Raw genomic sequence first — 13,860 nt, forward strand, 5'->3', positions numbered from 1 at the left:
AGAGGGTTCTTTCGGCCGAGGGGCGGGCGCCGTGGTGGCGATCGTCTCTGTCATGCAACCAGCGCCTCACCCAGACTATGATGCCGCAACGTCTCTTCGCTCACACCCGCCGGGAAGCTCGCGACGGTGACGCCACCGTGCATGACAACGATGCGGTCGCAGAGACCGATCAACTCCGGCAGTTCGGAGGAGGCCACCAGAACGCCGAGACCGCTCGCCGCCAGATCGCGCAGTTGCCGGTAGATCTCGGCTTTTGCGCCGACATCGACGCCGCGGGTCGGCTCGTCGAGCAGGAGGAGACGCGGACTGCCCAGCAACTCCTTCGCGAAGACGACCTTCTGCTGATTGCCACCGGAGAGGTTGATGACACGCGCGGACGGCAGGCGCGGTCTGACATCGAAGCGGTTGAGCGCGTCGCTCACCTCCGCCTGTTCGCGCGCGGCCGACACGAAACCCCAGGGCGTGATGCGGGCCAGCGTCGACATGACAATGTTGCGGGCAACCGACTGGCCGAGCACGAGGCCCGTGCTGCGCCGGTCATCCGTGACATAGCCGATGCCGGCACGGCGGGCGGCGGCGATGGAGCCGAGCGCCGCAGCCTTCCCGTCCACAAGAACGCTGCCCTGCCAGCGGCCACGCACCTCGAACCCATAGAGCGCCGACAACAACTCGGTCCGGCCGGCGCCCATGAGGCCCGCGAGGCCGACCACCTCGCCCTCATGCACGGTGAGCGACACATCGCGCGGCGCCTGCCAGCCGGCGCGCTCCACCGCCGGCACGAAGCGGGCGTGGTCGAGCGCCAGGAGCGGACGGCCGATCTGCGCGGCCCGGGGCGGGAACAGATCCTGGAAACTCTTGCCGACGAGCATGCGCACGAGATCGGCCTGCGGCGCGTCCGGCCGCGCCTCGCCCACCACGAGGCCGTCCCGCATGACGGTGACGCGGTCGCCGATGAGCGGCACCTCCTCGAGGCGATGCGAGATGTAGATGATGCCGACACCACGCGCCTTGAGCTGGCGAACGGTCTCGAAAAGATGCTCGGCCTCGGCGGCGGAGAGGGCAGCCGTCGGTTCGTCGAGGATCAGAATCCGCGCCTCCGCCGCCAGGGCTTTGGCGATTGCCACAAGCTGGCGCTCGCCCATCCGCAGTGATGACACAAGGAGCTTGGGGTCGAGCCGGACACCCGCGCGATGCAGAAGGTCATGCGCCCGCCGCGCCATCTCGGTGCGGGACATGACGCCGAGCCGGGTGATCTCATGGCCGAGAAAGAGGTTCGCCGCGATGTCGAGGCCGGGCACGAGGTCGAGTTCCTGCGGGATCATGACGATGCCTGCCGCATGGGCATCGCGCGGGGTCAGGAACTTCACCGTCTCGCCGGCGAGGGTCATGCGTCCGTGATCGGGTTGCACAGCGCCGCTGATGATCCCCATCAACGTGCTCTTGCCCGCGCCATTCTCGCCGAGCAGCACGTGGCTCTCGCCGGCGTGGAGGGTGAAGTCCACACCGCGTAGCGCTCGGACGCCGCCGTAGCGCTTCTCTATCGCCGAAAGTGCCAGCAGAGGCTGGGCCACGTTTCGCTTCCCCATCGCCCAACTCGGCCGGCGGCTTCTGACGAGCCGCTTCTTGAGGCAGACGCTATGGTCATCCGGGCGACTGCGCAAGTGGCTCTCCTTCTTCCAAATCCTCGTGCGGCGGTCCACGATGGGTCGCAGAGTTCCCTTCAGGAGAGCCCCATGTCCCTTCTCATTCGCGGCGGCGAGGTCGTGACGGCCGACAGGCGCTACCGGGCCGATGTCCTGTGCGACGGAGGCATGATCCAGGCGATCGGTCCGGATCTGGAGGCGCCGGCGGGTGCCGAGACGCTCGATGCCGGGGGCCTGCTGGTGATGCCGGGCGGCATCGATCCGCATACGCATATGGAACTGCCCTTCATGGGCACGGTCGCGAGCGAGGACTTCTTCTCGGGCACCTCGGCGGGCGTCGCGGGCGGCACGACGATGATCATCGACTTCGTGATCCCGGGGCCGGGCGCCTCGCTGCTCGACAGCTTTCACACCTGGCGCGGCTGGGCCGAAAAAGCCGCCGCCGATTACAGCTTCCACGTTGCCGTGACCCATTGGTCCGAGCAGGTGCATGCGGAGATGGGCACTCTTGCCCGCGAGCACGGGGTGAACAGCTTCAAGCACTTCATGGCGTACAAGGGCGCCATCATGGTGGATGACGACATCCTGCTGCGGAGTTTCAGCCGCGCGCTGGAACTGGGCGCGATCCCCACCGTCCATGCCGAGAACGGCGAGGCCGTCGCCTTCATGCAGAAGGCGTTGCTCGCGCAAGGCATCACCGGCCCCGAGGGCCATGCGCTGTCACGCCCGCCAGCGGTGGAGGGCGAGGCCGCGCAACGCGCCATCGCCATCGCCGGGCTGCTCGGCGCGCCGGTCTACATCGTGCATGTCTCGACCGCGGAGGCGGCGGCGGCGATCGCCCGCGCCCGTGCCGAGGGTCAGCGCGTCTACGGCGAGGTGCTGGCGCAACAGTTGGTCATCGACGAGAGCGTGTATCAGAACACGGACTTCGCGACCGCCGCCGCCTATGTGATGAGCCCGCCCTTCCGGCCGAAGCACCATCAGAAGGCGCTGTGGGCCGGTCTGGTGTCCGGTCAATTGCAGACGACGGCGACCGACCATTGCGCCTTCTGTGCACCGCAAAAGGCCGGCGGGCGCGACAACTTCACCCTCATTCCCAACGGCACGGCCGGGATCGAGGACCGCATGAGCGTGCTCTGGCACCATGGGGTCCGCACCGGGCGGCTCACGCCATCCGAGTTCGTGGCCATCACCTCCACGAACACGGCGAAGATCTTCAACATCCACCCGCGCAAGGGCGCCATCGAGGTTGGCGCGGATGCGGATCTCGTGTTGTGGGACCCCGACAGCAGCCGCACCATCTCGGTTAAGACGCACCACCAGAAGATCGATTTCAACGTCTACGAGGGGATGGAGGTCGCCGGCCTCGCCGCAACGACGATCAGCCAGGGCCGCATCGTCTGGCATAGGGGCGATCTGCGGACAGTGCGGGGCGCCGGGCGCTATATCGACCGGCCGTGTTTCCCACCCGCCATCGAGGCGCTCGGCCTGCTCAATGCCGCCGCAAAGCCGGTGGGCGTGCAGCGCGCTTGACGAGCCTCGGCCGCCTGCTGAAGCTGCCGTTTCAGAAACGTCGCCAAGAGCGGGAGAGACAGGGATGAGCGAACCACGGGCACAGGTGGAAACCTGGGTGGCCGCCTTGGGCCAGGCGTTCGAGGCGCGGGATAGCGCAGCGGTTGCCGGGCTGTTCACCGAAAATGGCTACTGGCGCGACCTGCTGACCTTCACCTGGAACATCACCACGAGCGAAGGCCGTCCCGCGATCCAGGCCATGCTCGACGCGCGTCTGGCCGACACCGCGCCGAGCCACCTCACCGTCATCGACGAGGCGACCGAGGCCAATGGCGTCGTCACCGGCTGGTTCCGGTTCGAAACGGCGCAGGCGCGCGGCGTCGCCCATGTCCGGCTGCGCGACGGCCGCGCCTGGACGCTGCTGACCTCGATGGAGGAGTTGCGCGGCCACGAGGAAAAGAAAGGCCGCCACCGCGCCTTCGGGGCCGAGCACGGTGTCCATCAGGGCCGCAGCACATGGCTGGAACGCCGGCTTGAGGAGGAGGAGACGCTCGGCTTCAGCCGCCAGCCCTACACCGTGATCGTCGGCGGCGGTCAGGGTGGATTGGCGCTCGGCGCGCGGCTGCGGCGGCTCGGCGTGCCAACGATCATCGTCGAGAAGAACCCGCGCGCCGGCGATAGCTGGCGTAACCGCTACAAGTCGTTGTGCCTGCATGATCCGGTCTGGTACGACCACATGCCCTACCTGCCGTTTCCCGATGACTGGCCGGTCTACTCGCCGAAGGACAAGATCGGCGACTGGCTCGAGATGTATGCGAAGGTCATGGAGCTGAACGTTTGGACGGGCAGCGAAGTGACCGGCGCGCGCTACGACGAGGATGAAGGCCGCTGGGAGGTCGTCGTCGACCGCGCCGGCCAGAGCATCACGCTGCATCCGACGCAGCTTGTGCTGGCGACAGGCATGTCCGGCATTCCCAATGTAATCGACGTTCCCGGCGCGTCTCATTTCCGGGGCACGCTGCATCACTCGAGCCAGCATCGCGGCGGCGAGGGCTATCGCGGCAAGAATTGTGTCGTCATCGGCTCCAACAACTCGGCGCACGATATCTGCGCGGATCTGTGGGAGCATGGCGCGGCGTCGGTCACGATGGTGCAGCGCTCCTCGACGCATGTGTCGCCGTCCGAGTCGCTGTTCAAGTTCGGCACGAGCCAGCTTTACTCGGAGGACGCGCTGGAGCGTGGCATCACGACGTGGAGGGCCGATCTGATCAACGCGTCGGTGCCTTACGCCATCATGCACGAATTCCAGAAGCCGACGACGGATGCGATCCGGGAGCACGATGCCGATCTCTACGCGCGGCTCGAGAAAGCCGGTTTCATGCTCGATTACGGCGATGACGAGTCCGGGCTGTTCATGAAATACGTCCGCCGTGGCTCGGGCTACTACATCGATGTCGGCGCATCGGAACTCGTGGCGGATGGCCGCATCAAGCTGAAAAGCGGCGTGGCGGTCGACCATCTGACGGAGAACTCGGTGGTGTTCAGCGATGGCAGCGAGTTGCCGGCGGATCTGGTCGTGTCGGCTACCGGGTATGGCTCGATGAACGGCTGGGCGGCGAAGCTGATCAACCAGGAAACCGCGGATCGCGTTGGAAAATGCTGGGGCCTCGGCTCGAACACCACGAAGGACCCGGGCCCGTGGGAGGGCGAGTTGCGCAATATGTGGAAGCCGACGCAACAGCCGGGGCTGTGGTTCCAGGGCGGCAACCTGCATCAGTCGCGGCACTACTCGCAGTATCTGGCATTGCAGTTGAAGGCGCGGATGGAGGGGCTGCCGACGCCGGTCTATGCGCTGGCGCCGTCTCATCACCGGGAGTGAGCTGACAGGGGGGATCAGTCGTCGCGCTGGGCGGCAAGACGATAGACTGCATCGCGGTCCCGGCGCCCGACCGCGATGACCAGAACGATGACCTCCCTATCCCGCACCTCGTAGACCAGGCGATAGCCGATCTGGCGCAGTTTTATCTTGTAGCGATCCGGATGGCCCACGAGCTTGGCTGACGGCACGCGCGGCTGTTCGAGGCGGTCGCGGAGCTTCTTCTTGAAATGGTCCTTGGTCTGGCCGTCGAGCTTGCGCCACTCCTTCAGAGCCGGTTCGAGAAACGCCAGCTCATAGGTCATCGATCGAGAGTTTCACGGCCTTTTCCGCGCTGCGGGCATCCGCGATCGCGTTCAACTCGATGTCGTCGAGCCGGTCCATCATGGCTTCGAACGCCTTGGCGGGAACGCAGTAAAAGGCCGGCTCGTTCCGGTTGAGGATGGCAACGGGAAATCCATCCCCGGCGGCGACGGTGCCCATCGGATCTCGCTTCAGATCGGAGACACTGGCGGTCGTCTCCGATAGAACGGTATTTACCATGGCACCTATCCAGTACTAAAGACGGTACTCTATATAGCACTAATGCGAGCGCTTCGCGAGTGATTCCGCTCGGCCGGCGCGAGACCATGACAGTATCAGGCTGATGGACAGAAGAGAGGGCCCCATGCTCCAGCACATCGCCTCCGTCACGCTGCTCGTGGACGACTACGACACGGCGATTGGCTATTTTGCGGAGACGCTGGGGTTCTTGCTGACGACGGACGAGCCGCGGGCCAATGGGGACCGGTGGGTTGTCGTGACGCCGTCCGGAGGGGGCGCTGCGATCCGGCTGTCGAAGGCGCGGGAGCAAAGGCAGAGGGACGCAATCGGCTCACAAGCCGGCGGTCGTGTCCTCATCGTGCTGATGACTGACGACCTGGAGCGGGATTATGCCGCCTATCAGGCGCGGGGCGTGACGTTTCTCGAGGAGCCACGCCACGAGGCCTACGGGAGCGTGGCCGTCTTCGCGGACCGGTGGGGCAACCGTTGGGACCTCATCCAGCCGTCACGTTAGACGTGGAAGCTTTCGCCGCAGCCGCAACGGCCCTTCTCGTTCGGATTGGTGAAGGTGAAGCCCGAGGTGAGCTTGTCCACCACGTAGTCCATCTCCGTGCCGATGAGGAAAAGGCTGGCCTTGCGGTCGACCAGCACGGTCTGCCCCTTGTCGGTGACCACCTCGTCGGTGGGACCCGCGGCCTCGACCCAGCTCATGTCGTACGCCATGCCCGAACAGCCCTTGGTGTTGACGCTGATCCGCAGCAGCATCCCGGCCTGAGCCCCGGAATACATCTTCGCCAGACGCGCGGCGGCCGCTTCCGTCAGGCGCATCAGCGGCGGCAAGGCGCGGCGGGCAGGTTTCGCTGGAGCCGTTGTCGTTTCAGTTGAAGCACTCATATCGGCCTCCATCAGAACATGTTCATGGCCAAGCGGGCCTCGTCGCTCATCCGGGTCATGTCCCATGGCGGATCCCACACGGTCTCCACCTCGCAGGCGGTGACGCCCGGCAAGGCCATGATCGCCTCGCGCACCATCACCGGCAACTCCTGCGCCGACGGACACCCGGGCGCGGTCAAGGTCATCTCGACCTTGATCTTGCCGTCATCGGAGATGTCGACCGCGTAGATCAGGCCAAGCTCGTAGATGTTGACCGGGATCTCGGGGTCATAGACCGTTGCGATCGCACCGATGACCTCGTCCTCGTCGACACCCTTGGGCGCAGGCGGCACTTCGCCCTCCGGCGTCCAGGCGTGATGCACGGCCTGATCCTCGGCAGCACTCTCAAGCTTCGGTGTCTGATCCATCATCCCCTCCTCCTCCATGTCCATCAGGCGAAGAACGCCCGGACACGGCCGAGACTTTCAGCCAGAAAGTCGATCTCGTCAGTGGTCGTGTAAAGCCCGAAGCTCGCCCGGGCGGTGCTGTCCAAACCGAAGCGATGCATCAACGGCTCCGCGCAGTGATGACCGGCCCGGACGGCAATTCCCGAACGATCGAGCAAGGTTGCCACGTCATGCGAATGCGCACCTTCCAGGGTGAAGGATATGACCCCTCCCCGGTCCTGCGCGCGGCCCAGAACCGTCAGGCCTTCGACTGTCGCCAGCTTAGCCAGCGCATGCTCGGTCAACGCCGCCTCGTGAGCCGCGATCGACTGGTAGCCGATGGCCTCCACATAGCCGATCGCCGCGTTGAGGCCGATGCCTTCGAGAATGGCGGGCGTTCCAGCCTCGAACTTGTGCGGCACCCGCGCCCAGGTGGAGCGCTCAAACGTCACGGAAGAGATCATGTCGCCGCCGCCCATGAAGGGCGGCATCGCCTCCAGCAGTTCCGGCTTGCCGTAGAGCACACCGATGCCCGTCGGCCCGTAAAGCTTGTGGCCGGTCCAGGCATAGAAATCGACATCCAGCGCCTGCACGTCGATCTTGCGATGCACGATGGCCTGGGAGCCGTCTAGCAGCACCTTCGCTCCATGCTCATGAGCGAGCGCGACGATCCGCTCCGCCGGCGTGTAGGTGCCAAGAACGTTCGACATATGAGTGATCGCAACCAGCCCCACACGGCCGTCAGACAGCAGGCCCGCAAGGCTCTCCATGTCGAGTTCGCCGCTGTCGGTGACGCGCGCAACGCGAAGTTCGATGCCGTGATCGTCCCGCAGAAGCTGCCACGGAATGATGTTGGAGTGATGCTCCATCTCCGAGATCACCACCGCCTGACCGGGCTTCATCACGCCGCGCCCATAGCTGTGCGCGACGAGGTTCATCGCCTCTGTGCTGTTGCGGGTGAAGATGATCTCGTCGCGCGAACCGGCGTTCATGAGGCGCGCCACGGAGTCGCGCGTCGCTTCGAAAGCCTCGGTGGTGCGCTCGCTCATCCAATGCGCGCCGCGATGGATGTTGGCGTATTGCGTCTCCATCGCGCCCACCATGGCGTCGATCACCACGCGCGGTTTCATGGCCGAGGCGGCGCTATCGAGAAACACCAGAGGCTTGCCGCGCACCGTCTGCGACAGGATCGGAAAATCGGAGCGCAGGCTCGCGATGTCGCGCGGCACCGGACGGGCGATCACATTCATGACGAGGAAACCTCCGCGTTGTGGCCGGTCGTATTCCACCAGCCCTCGACCGCATGCTCGAACACCGCGCGCAGACCCTCATGACTGACCGCCTCGAAAGCATCCGTCAGGAAGGCGCGCACGAGCATCATGCGGGCAGCATCCGCGGGAATGCCGCGGCTGCGTAGATAGAACAACTGCTCGGGGTCGAGCGCGCCGACCGTCGCGCCATGGCTACACTTCACGTCGTCGGCGTAGATCTCCAGCTCCGGCTTACTGTTGATCTCGGCATCGGGCGAGAGCAGCAACGCCTGGTTCATCTGGTAGCCGTCAGTCTTCTGAGCGATGCGCGCGACCTCGATCCGGCCCTGGAAAACGGCGCGGGATTTGCCCGTCAACACGGACTTCACCGTCTGGCGCGAGGCGCAGTTCGGCGCATCATGCGCGATGGCGGTGGTGAAGTCGCTCAGCTGCGTGCCGCCCATGATCTGCGCGGCGTTGAGATGCACGGCCGCCTCCGGCCCACCAAGACGCGCGTGGATCTCCGTGCGGCCGAGACGGGCGCCAAGCGCCAGCGAAAAACCGTCGTAGACGCCCTCGGCCGCGACATCGACATAGACCGTGCCGAGGTGGAAAGCCTCCTGCGAGTCCTGCTGCAAACGGCCATGCGTGAGATGGGCACGCTCCGCAACCTCGATCTCGATGACCGGGTTGTTGAGGTATTCGCCCTCACCAGCCGACACCTCCAGCAGCACGAGCTTGGCGCCCACGCCCAGCCGCAGCCGATGGCGCGGATGGCTGCCGACGCGGCGATGCCGCCCGCTGGTGAGTTGCGCCAGCATCAGGAAGCCGCCGTCGAAACCGGCCGGCACGTCGATGATCGCGCCATCCTCGGCGAGCATGGTGTTGAGCGCCACCAGCCGGTCCCGCGCCGGGCGCGCGAGCGTGCCAAAGGTGCCCTCGCCCGAAAACGAGCCAACCTCGATGTCTTGTGGCAATATGGAGAGTTCAGCGCAAAAGCGCCCGTCGACGAAGATTAGGCGGGGGCCAATCACAGCCGGGAGCAGCCCGATCAGGTGTGCGCCGAGATCCGGTCCGTCCAGCGCCTCGTGGAAGTCGAGGCCGGCAAGCGCGCGGATGTTGGTGTAGTGCCAGGCCTCGTCGCGCGGCGTGGGCCAGCCACGCTCACGCAGCACCTCGGCAGCGGCGTCGCGTGCCGTCGCCGAGCCCGGCAGCTGCGCGCGAAGCCCGTCGTAGCGCGTCAGGAAGCCGGTCAGCGCCTCATCCGGCGTGTGAGTCGGGGCGCGCATCAGGCGGCTTCCGCTGGCTCGCCGATGAGGCCGGCATAGCCGTGCGCTTCCAGCTCTTTGGCGAGTTCGGGGCCACCCGACCGCACGATGCGGCCCGATGCCAGAATGTGGACGCGATCCGGCACGATGTAGTCGAGCAGCCGCTGGTAATGCGTGATCACCAGCGCCGAGAAGTTCGGGCCGCGCTGCGCGTTGACGCCATCAGCCACGATTCGAAGGGCGTCGATGTCGAGCCCGCTATCCGTCTCGTCGAGGATCGCGAGACGCGGCTTCAATACCGCCATCTGCAACACCTCGTTGCGCTTCTTCTCGCCACCGGAGAAGCCGACGTTGACGTTGCGCTTCAGCATATCCTCCGACATTGCCAGAGCCTTCACCGAGGCACGGGCGAGCTTGAGGAACTGCACGGCGTCGAGTTCAGCCTCGCCCCGCGCGCGGCGGATGGAGTTCAAGGCCGTGCGCAGGAAATTGGCGTTGCCGACACCCGGCAGTTCGACAGGATACTGGAAGGCGAGGAACAGGCCGGCAGCCGCACGCTCCTCCGGTTCCATCGCCAGGATGTCCTGACCGAAGAAGGTCGCCGTGCCGCCAGTGACCTCATAACCCTCACGGCCGGACAGGACATAAGACAACGTCGATTTTCCGGCGCCGTTGGGGCCCATGACAGCATGAACCTCACCCTCGGGGATCGTGAGATCGATGCCCTTCAGGATTTCCTTGTCATCGATCGTCGCCGTCAGGCCTCTGATTTCCAGCATCTTGTCCAAACAGTCCTCAGTAGAAGCAAGCGATGTTCTTTTTGGAAAAAGAACGAAAAACTTTCATCTCGATTAGCCGACGGAACCTTCGAGACTCACGGCGAGCAGCTTCTGCGCCTCGACCGCGAATTCCATCGGCAACTCCTTCAGCACGTCCTTGCAGAAGCCGTTGACGATGAGACCGACGGCGTCCTCCTGCGACAGCCCACGGCTGCGGCAATAGAACAACTGGTCCTCGGCGATTTTCGATGTCGTCGCCTCATGCTCGATCTTCGCAGTCGCGTTGCGGCTCTCGATGTAGGGCACCGTGTGCGCGCCACATTGATCGCCGATCAGCAGGCTGTCGCACTGGGTAAAGTTCCGCGCGTTCTGCGCCTTGGGCATCATCCGGACGAGGCCGCGATACGTGCTGTCCGAATGCCCGGCGCTGATCGTCTTGGCGATGATCGTGCTGTTCGTGTTGCGCCCGATGTGAATCATCTTCGTGCCGGTATCGGCCTGCTGATGATTGTTCGTGACCGCGACCGAGTAGAACTCGCCGACGCTGCCATCACCGATCAGGATGCACGACGGATACTTCCAGGTGATCGCGGAGCCCGTCTCGACCTGCGTCCAGCTGATGCGGCTGCGCGCACCACGGCAGGCGCCGCGCTTCGTCACGAAGTTGTAGATGCCGCCAAGACCGTTCGCATCGCCGGGGTACCAGTTCTGCACCGTGCTGTACTTGATCTTCGCGTCGTCCATCGCGACGAGTTCAACAACTGCGGCGTGCAGCTGGTTCTCGTCCCGCATCGGCGCCGTGCAGCCTTCGAGGTAGCTGACCGACGCGCCGTCCTCGGCGATGATGAGCGTGCGCTCGAACTGCCCCGTATTCCGCGCATTGATGCGGAAATAGGTGGACAGCTCCATCGGACACTTCACGCCCTTGGGGATGTAGACGAAGCTGCCATCGGTGAACACGGCCGAGTTCAGCGCGGCGAAGTAGTTGTCGCCCGCCGGCACGACACTGCCGAGATACTGCCGCACGAGATCGGGATGCTCACGCACCGCCTCGCTGATCGGGCAGAAGATCACGCCGGCCTTGGCGAGTGTCGCCTTGAAGGTGGTGGCGACCGAGACGCTGTCGAACACCGCATCGACCGCCATCGGCAGACGGTCCTCGTCGCCGGGCTCGACGCCCGCCAGGATCGCCTGCTCCTTCAAAGGAATGCCGAGCTTCTCGTAGGTCCGGAGCAGTTCGGGATCGACCTCCTCCAGGCTCTTCGGACCACCACCACGCTTGGGCGCGGCATAGTAGTGGATGTCCTGGTAGTCGATGGTCGGATAGCCCGGCTTTGCCCAGTGCGGCTCCTCCATCGTCTGCCAAGCGTGAAACGCCTTCAGGCGCCACGCGAGCAGCCATTCAGGCTCGCCCTTGCGTTCCGAGATCAGCCGGATGGTGTCGTCGGTCAGGCCCTTGGGCGCCACATCCATCTCAAGGTCGGTTTCGAAGCCCCATTTGTAGGTGGAGCCGGTGACGGAGCGGACGGTCTCTAGGGTCTCTGCAACTGCTGGCATGGCCTCACTCGACAAAAGCTGTAGTTGAAGCGGGAAGCGGGCGTTCCGGCACATGGTGCGCGGGAAGCGGGAAGAAAACAGGGGCGCGCATGTCGGCCAGGCTGATGGCGGACAATGCATCCTGGATGGCAGTGTTCACCGTGTCCCAGCGCCCCTTGACCGGGCAAAGTCTGGAAGCCTCACAGGCGGTCGACGAATGCTCGACGCAGGCGGTGAGAGCGATGGGACCGTCGATCGCCACGATGACTTCAGCAATCGAGATTGTGGCGAGCGGGCGAGCAAGCCGGTAACCGCCCCGAGCACCACGTTGCGAGAGTACGAGGGCAGCCGCGGTCATGGTCTTGAGAACCTTGGCGACGGTCGGCTCCGGCACGCCCGTGGCAGCCGCAATACCGCCCGAGGTCTGGATGCCGCTTTCTTCCGAAAGACGAACCAGCACCACAACCGCATAATCGGTCAGTTTCGACAGCTTCAGCATGGGCCGAGTTCTACAGGCCCATTCCGGACCGCGCCAGTCCTCATTCGAAAGGCTGCCCTGACCTGCGACGCCGGTTGAACGTTGAGGCTCAACTCTCTACCGAGGATCGGGCGTGGGGAGGACAGGATCATGGCGGATGACGATGGGGATGCGAACCTGCGGCGGCTGCGGGACAAGTATGCCGGACTGAGCGGCGGGCACGTATTCGACCCTCATTTCAAGGACATCGCGTCGAAGACGATCAGCGCGGATGGCCGCCGCAAGCTGCCCTACTCGGACCCCGCGACCTTCCTCAACGCCCCTTATCGCCAGAACGCCTTCGGGACGCTGGAGGGGTTCGCCGACCTCGATGTCGCGCTGATCGGCGTGCCTATGGACCTCGGCGTCACCAACCGCAGCGGCTGCCGCCTCGGGCCGCGCGCCGTGCGGGCGGTCGAACGGATCGGACCCTACGAGCATGTGCTGAGGGTCGCGCCGCAGGCCATGCTGCGCGTGGCGGATGTGGGCGATGTGCCGCTGCGATCGCGCTATAGCCTCGAAAGCTGCCACGAGGATATCGAGACGGCGCTGCGGAGCGTGGTGCAGGCGGGCGTGATACCGCTGTCGGTCGGCGGCGACCACTCGATGACCCAGGCGATCCTGCGGGCTGTCGGCGAGACGCGGCCGGTCGGGCTCATCCATATCGATGCCCATGCGGACACCGCGGGCTCCTACGAGGGGTCGCGCTTCCATCACGGCGGGCCGTTCCGGCATGCAGTCCTGGACGGCATGGTCGATCCAAGGCGGACGCTGCAGATCGGCATCCGGGGCACCGCCGAATATCTCTACGAGTTCTCGACCGACAGCGGGATGACCGTCGTCCATGCCGAGGAGGTCGAGGAACACGGCATGCGGCACTACGTGGAGGTCGCTCGGCGGCTGGCGGGCGACGGGCCGGTCTACGTGTCGTTCGATATAGATTCGATCGATCCGGGGTTCGCGCCGGGCACCGGCACGCCGGAGGTCGGCGGGCTCATGCCGCGCGAGGTGCTGACGCTGCTGCGGGGGCTGCGAGGGCTCGACATCATCGGCGGCGACGTGGTGGAGGTCGCCCCGCAATACGACGCGACCAGCAACACGGCGCAGATCGCGGCTCAGGTGCTGTTCGAGATGCTGTGCCTGGTGGCGGTGCGGGAGAGGCCGTCGATCGAGCACCCGTCGGGTTCATTACAAAGGCGTCACGTAGAGGACGCTTGAAAAGCGTCCCGGCGGCGGTCAATCTACCATTCATGATCGAACGTCGCCCCTTTGACATCGATATGCGTCCCGATGGAACGTTTGTGGACGCTAACCGCCAGACGCGGCCGCCGGGCTGGGTGCCGCCACGCAGCGGCGCCCTGACGAAAGGCTTCGCCCTCGCCGCCGTAATATTCGGGTCGGTCGTCGTTGCCGGGTTGGCACTGTCGCTTGCCCTGGTGCTCGTTCCCGTGGCGATCGGCGCGGCGCTGCTGGGTTATGTGGCGCTTCGCGTCCAACTCTGGCGGATGCGCCGGAGCGGCATGACGGTCGATAGCCTGCGAGGCAACTTCGCGCCCATCATGGCTCAATTCGAGGCTGTGCTGAGGAGCCGGCGCCCCCGCCGCTGAAGCAGCGGAG

Annotated in this window: 15 protein-coding genes; 5 read left to right on the top strand and 10 right to left on the bottom strand. The window is 65.3% G+C overall.

Features of this window, described 5'->3' with window-relative positions:
* Nucleotides 1-50: 50 nt before the first annotated feature.
* Nucleotides 51-1,571, bottom strand: a complete 1,521-nt coding sequence (locus ACOEQ1_RS12000; RefSeq protein WP_419759486.1) for a sugar ABC transporter ATP-binding protein — start codon at nt 1,569-1,571, stop codon at nt 51-53.
* Nucleotides 1,572-1,733: 162 nt separating this feature from the next.
* On the opposite strand from ACOEQ1_RS12000, the gene hydA reads away from it, so the two are divergent.
* Nucleotides 1,734-3,176: a dihydropyrimidinase gene (gene hydA, locus ACOEQ1_RS12005; protein ID WP_419759487.1), complete on the top strand. Its 1,443-nt coding sequence runs from the start codon at nt 1,734-1,736 to the stop codon at nt 3,174-3,176.
* Nucleotides 3,177-3,240: 64 nt separating this feature from the next.
* Nucleotides 3,241-5,034 (top strand): NAD(P)-binding domain-containing protein, encoded by a 1,794-nt coding sequence (locus ACOEQ1_RS12010; RefSeq protein WP_419759488.1) that lies wholly within the window; start codon nt 3,241-3,243, stop codon nt 5,032-5,034.
* 14 nt (nt 5,035-5,048) lie between these two features.
* Here the strand turns inward: ACOEQ1_RS12010 and ACOEQ1_RS12015 are convergent, their stop codons facing one another.
* Complete coding sequence (locus tag ACOEQ1_RS12015; RefSeq protein ID WP_419759489.1) at nt 5,049-5,336, bottom strand: type II toxin-antitoxin system RelE family toxin; 288 nt, start codon at nt 5,334-5,336, stop codon at nt 5,049-5,051.
* Entirely contained in the window at nt 5,326-5,574 is a 249-nt protein-coding gene (locus ACOEQ1_RS12020) for a type II toxin-antitoxin system Phd/YefM family antitoxin (protein ID WP_419759490.1), read from the bottom strand. Before ACOEQ1_RS12020 ends, ACOEQ1_RS12015 begins: the two co-directional genes overlap by 11 nt.
* Before the next feature lie 124 nt (nt 5,575-5,698).
* Here ACOEQ1_RS12020 and ACOEQ1_RS12025 point away from each other — a divergent pair, with 124 nt between their 5' ends.
* Nucleotides 5,699-6,088: a VOC family protein gene (locus ACOEQ1_RS12025; RefSeq protein ID WP_419759491.1), complete on the top strand. Its 390-nt coding sequence runs from the start codon at nt 5,699-5,701 to the stop codon at nt 6,086-6,088.
* On the opposite strand, the gene ACOEQ1_RS12030 is transcribed toward ACOEQ1_RS12025, so the two are convergent.
* The 7 genes from ACOEQ1_RS12030 to ACOEQ1_RS12060 all read right to left on the bottom strand — a co-directional run bounded on the left by ACOEQ1_RS12030 (nt 6,085) and on the right by ACOEQ1_RS12060 (nt 12,225).
* Entirely contained in the window at nt 6,085-6,468 is a 384-nt protein-coding gene (locus tag ACOEQ1_RS12030) for a HesB/IscA family protein (protein WP_419759492.1), read from the bottom strand. The two genes, ACOEQ1_RS12025 and ACOEQ1_RS12030, sit on opposite strands and share 4 nt — an antisense overlap.
* 11 nt (nt 6,469-6,479) lie before the next feature.
* Nucleotides 6,480-6,878, bottom strand: coding sequence for an SUF system Fe-S cluster assembly protein (locus tag ACOEQ1_RS12035; protein WP_419759493.1), 399 nt, complete (start codon nt 6,876-6,878; stop codon nt 6,480-6,482).
* Nucleotides 6,879-6,898: 20 nt separating this feature from the next.
* Complete coding sequence (locus ACOEQ1_RS12040) at nt 6,899-8,143, bottom strand: aminotransferase class V-fold PLP-dependent enzyme (protein ID WP_419759494.1); 1,245 nt, start codon at nt 8,141-8,143, stop codon at nt 6,899-6,901.
* A complete protein-coding gene (sufD, locus tag ACOEQ1_RS12045) occupies nt 8,140-9,432 on the bottom strand; it encodes a Fe-S cluster assembly protein SufD (RefSeq protein WP_419759495.1) in 1,293 nt (430 codons plus the stop codon). Before sufD ends, ACOEQ1_RS12040 begins: the two co-directional genes overlap by 4 nt.
* A complete protein-coding gene (gene sufC / locus ACOEQ1_RS12050) occupies nt 9,432-10,190 on the bottom strand; it encodes a Fe-S cluster assembly ATPase SufC (protein WP_419759496.1) in 759 nt (252 codons plus the stop codon). The genes sufD and sufC overlap by 1 nt, the downstream gene beginning before the upstream one ends.
* A gap of 72 nt (nt 10,191-10,262) precedes the next feature.
* Nucleotides 10,263-11,747, bottom strand: coding sequence for a Fe-S cluster assembly protein SufB (sufB, locus tag ACOEQ1_RS12055; RefSeq protein ID WP_419759497.1), 1,485 nt, complete (start codon nt 11,745-11,747; stop codon nt 10,263-10,265).
* Between the two features lie 4 nt (nt 11,748-11,751).
* The gene (locus ACOEQ1_RS12060) at nt 11,752-12,225 is read right to left on the bottom strand and encodes an SUF system Fe-S cluster assembly regulator (protein WP_419759498.1); all 474 of its coding nucleotides are present in this window, start codon (nt 12,223-12,225) and stop codon (nt 11,752-11,754) included.
* A gap of 129 nt (nt 12,226-12,354) precedes the next feature.
* Here ACOEQ1_RS12060 and speB point away from each other — a divergent pair, with 129 nt between their 5' ends.
* Both speB and ACOEQ1_RS12070 read left to right on the top strand, forming a co-directional pair.
* Complete coding sequence (gene speB, locus ACOEQ1_RS12065; RefSeq protein WP_419759499.1) at nt 12,355-13,461, top strand: agmatinase; 1,107 nt, start codon at nt 12,355-12,357, stop codon at nt 13,459-13,461.
* Nucleotides 13,462-13,544: 83 nt separating this feature from the next.
* A complete protein-coding gene (locus ACOEQ1_RS12070) occupies nt 13,545-13,850 on the top strand; it encodes a hypothetical protein (RefSeq protein WP_419759500.1) in 306 nt (101 codons plus the stop codon).
* Nucleotides 13,851-13,860: the final 10 nt, after the last annotated feature.

Source organism: Acidisoma sp., from assembly GCF_965199065.1.
Classification (GTDB): Bacteria; Pseudomonadota; Alphaproteobacteria; order Acetobacterales; family Acetobacteraceae; genus Acidisoma.

What these genes read in the sequence shown, in the direction of transcription:
- hydA (WP_419759487.1), top strand. Translation starts at nt 1,734, where the DNA reads ATGTCCCTTCTCATTCGCGGCGGCGAGGTCGTGACGGCCGACAGGCGC.
- ACOEQ1_RS12010 (WP_419759488.1), top strand. Translation starts at nt 3,241, where the DNA reads ATGAGCGAACCACGGGCACAGGTGGAAACCTGGGTGGCCGCCTTGGGC.
- ACOEQ1_RS12015 (WP_419759489.1), bottom strand. Translation starts at nt 5,336, where the DNA reads ATGACCTATGAGCTGGCGTTTCTCGAACCGGCTCTGAAGGAGTGGCGC.
- ACOEQ1_RS12020 (WP_419759490.1), bottom strand. Translation starts at nt 5,574, where the DNA reads ATGGTAAATACCGTTCTATCGGAGACGACCGCCAGTGTCTCCGATCTG.
- ACOEQ1_RS12025 (WP_419759491.1), top strand. Translation starts at nt 5,699, where the DNA reads ATGCTCCAGCACATCGCCTCCGTCACGCTGCTCGTGGACGACTACGAC.
- ACOEQ1_RS12030 (WP_419759492.1), bottom strand. Translation starts at nt 6,468, where the DNA reads ATGAGTGCTTCAACTGAAACGACAACGGCTCCAGCGAAACCTGCCCGC.
- ACOEQ1_RS12035 (WP_419759493.1), bottom strand. Translation starts at nt 6,878, where the DNA reads ATGATGGATCAGACACCGAAGCTTGAGAGTGCTGCCGAGGATCAGGCC.
- ACOEQ1_RS12040 (WP_419759494.1), bottom strand. Translation starts at nt 8,143, where the DNA reads ATGAATGTGATCGCCCGTCCGGTGCCGCGCGACATCGCGAGCCTGCGC.
- sufD (WP_419759495.1), bottom strand. Translation starts at nt 9,432, where the DNA reads ATGCGCGCCCCGACTCACACGCCGGATGAGGCGCTGACCGGCTTCCTG.
- sufC (WP_419759496.1), bottom strand. Translation starts at nt 10,190, where the DNA reads ATGCTGGAAATCAGAGGCCTGACGGCGACGATCGATGACAAGGAAATC.
- sufB (WP_419759497.1), bottom strand. Translation starts at nt 11,747, where the DNA reads ATGCCAGCAGTTGCAGAGACCCTAGAGACCGTCCGCTCCGTCACCGGC.
- ACOEQ1_RS12060 (WP_419759498.1), bottom strand. Translation starts at nt 12,225, where the DNA reads ATGCTGAAGCTGTCGAAACTGACCGATTATGCGGTTGTGGTGCTGGTT.
- speB (WP_419759499.1), top strand. Translation starts at nt 12,355, where the DNA reads ATGGCGGATGACGATGGGGATGCGAACCTGCGGCGGCTGCGGGACAAG.